Origin of the sequence: Sulfurovum sp., from assembly GCF_041562805.1 — a bacterium.
Taxonomy (GTDB): domain Bacteria; phylum Campylobacterota; class Campylobacteria; order Campylobacterales; family Sulfurovaceae; genus Sulfurovum.
The window spans coordinates 1-2,066 of record NZ_JBFFOH010000268.1 but is presented as its reverse complement, the minus strand read 5'-3'; the positions used below and the strand labels follow the sequence as shown (position 1 = coordinate 2,066).

General features: G+C 41.7%; 3 protein-coding genes. All 3 read right to left on the bottom strand.

All coding sequences use genetic code 11. The features are described 5' to 3' along the window. A partial coding sequence (gene ruvB, locus ABYK33_RS15610; protein WP_373034245.1) for a Holliday junction branch migration DNA helicase RuvB occupies positions 1 to 780 on the bottom strand: 780 nt, incomplete at its 3' end. A 3-nt stretch (positions 781 to 783) separates the two neighbouring features. Beyond that, positions 784 to 1,077, bottom strand: a complete 294-nt coding sequence (locus ABYK33_RS15605) for a BON domain-containing protein (RefSeq protein ID WP_373034244.1) — start codon at positions 1,075 to 1,077, stop codon at positions 784 to 786. Between the two features lie 13 nt (positions 1,078 to 1,090). Further along, positions 1,091 to 1,903: a 3-methyl-2-oxobutanoate hydroxymethyltransferase gene (gene panB / locus ABYK33_RS15600; protein WP_373034243.1), complete on the bottom strand. Its 813-nt coding sequence runs from the start codon at positions 1,901 to 1,903 to the stop codon at positions 1,091 to 1,093. Between the last annotated feature and the right edge of the window lie 163 nt (positions 1,904 to 2,066).

The following is a 2,066-nucleotide window of genomic DNA, read 5'->3' as shown; positions in this document are numbered from 1 at the left end:
TTCATCGAAGCCTAAGTTATTGACACCCAACTCATCTAATGCGTATTGGGCTCTTTTTAAAGTCACCTCATCTTCATTGGAAACTTCAGAGAAGTCTCGTACACGTTTGAGTAAACGGAGTGCTATACGTGGTGTACCCCTGCTTCTTCGGGCAATCTCAATAGAAGCTTTTTCCTGAGCCGGCTTTTCCAATTTGTGCGCAGCCTGTGTAACGATCTGAGAGAGTTCACTCGGTGTATAAAACTGCATTCTAAAGTGCATACCAAAACGTTCTCTAAGTGGATTAGAAAGCATCCCTGCTCTTGTCGTTGCCCCTATAAGTGTAAAGCGAGGCAAGTCTATTTTCACTGTTTGTGCAGCAGGACCCGAACCGATTATGATATCTAAACGAAAATCTTCCATAGCAGGGTAGAGGATCTCTTCTATCGCTGGAGACATACGATGGATCTCATCGATAAAGAGAATGTCACCCTCTTCTATATTTGTAAGCAGTGCTGCCAAATCTCCCGCTTTTTCGATCATCGGTGCAGCAGTGGTTTTAATATTTGCTCCCATCTCTGTAGAGATAATGTTTGCAATGGTCGTCTTACCCAGACCAGGAGGTCCAAAAAAGAGAATGTGATCTAACGCTTCTTCTCTTTTTTTACTCGCTTCTATGAATACTTTCAGATTCTTTTTGATCTTCTCTTGACCGATATACTCATCCCATGAACTAGGACGAAGAGTGACCTCATAGGAGACCTCTTCATCAAAACGTTCTATTTCAACCATACGTTCCATTTGTTACTTTACCACCAATTGATTGACTACTGTGCCTGAACCTTCGACAGAACGTGCTACTGAACTTGCTAAAAACTTCTGCTTTTGTGTATGTACCACACCAGATAAAATATTTTTACCATTTTGTGTATTTACTTGTATATTTGTATGGCGTAATGCCTGTGTTGTTGCCAGTTTATCTTTTATGTCGGAAGCAGAACCTGCTCTGGCCACTGGGCTGTCTACTGATGCACTGTCACTACAGCCGCTCAAGTATAATACTGCAACCATACCCACAGCCAGTAACCCTTTAGTCATTTTATCAACTTTCTCAATATGTATACTCATCACTTGGGAATTCTCTGGCCTTGACTTCATTACGATAGGCTTCAAGTCCTTCACGTACTTGCTTTGCTCCATCAAAATACTGCTTGACAAACTTCGGTTTAAAGGCTTCAAAGAACCCGAACATATCACTCCAGACGAGTACCTGTCCATCTGTGACATTCCCTGCACCTATGCCTATGGTCGGTACAGAGACTGCTTCGGTAATGGCTTTAGCTGCCTCTTCTTTTACCCCTTCAACCACGATAGCAAAAGCACCTGCTGCTTCAAGTGCTTTTGCATCTTCAACCAATGCATCAATGTCAGCCTGGTCTTTCCCTCGTATTTTATAACCGCCATCACTGCGTAAAAACTGTGGCATCAGCCCTATGTGTCCAAGGACTGCGATAGAGTTCTGCGTCAATGCTTCAACAATGTGCGCTCTCTCTTTACCGCCTTCTATCTTTACGGCTTGTGCATTGGTCTCTTGGTATGCTCTTGTTGCATTTTTGACCGCTACTTCAGGTGACGTATAGGTACCAAAAGGCATGTCCATTACGATGACAGGCAAAGTTGCACCATTACACACTGCTTGTGTATGGTAGATCATTTGATCCATAGTTGCAGAAAGTGTGTCTTCTTTTCCCAGAAAACTCATATTTAAACTGTCTCCAACAAGTATCATCTCTACTTCACCGTCAAAGATCTGTGCAAACAGTGCATCATATGCTGTCACCATAGTAATAGGTTCAACACCTTTCATCTTGCCAATGGTCGTTAAAGTTACTTTTTCTTCTATTTTGGGGGTATGAATACTCATAGTCTTCCTACATAATCAGGTATTTTCTACACGGCTTTACTTCACTACGACCGCTTCGGTTCCGACACTAAAGAGAAGAAACCTCTCTTCTCTTCTTAACGTGTCTCATTTTATCTAAAAAATGTATAATAACAAAAATATATTACATATTGTCATAAAAGAG

Bases quoted from the DNA above. Each gene is read 5' to 3' on its own strand.
- ABYK33_RS15605 (WP_373034244.1), bottom strand. From the start codon at position 1,077: ATGACTAAAGGGTTACTGGCTGTGGGTATGGTTGCAGTATTATACTTG.
- panB (WP_373034243.1), bottom strand. From the start codon at position 1,903: ATGAGTATTCATACCCCCAAAATAGAAGAAAAAGTAACTTTAACGACC.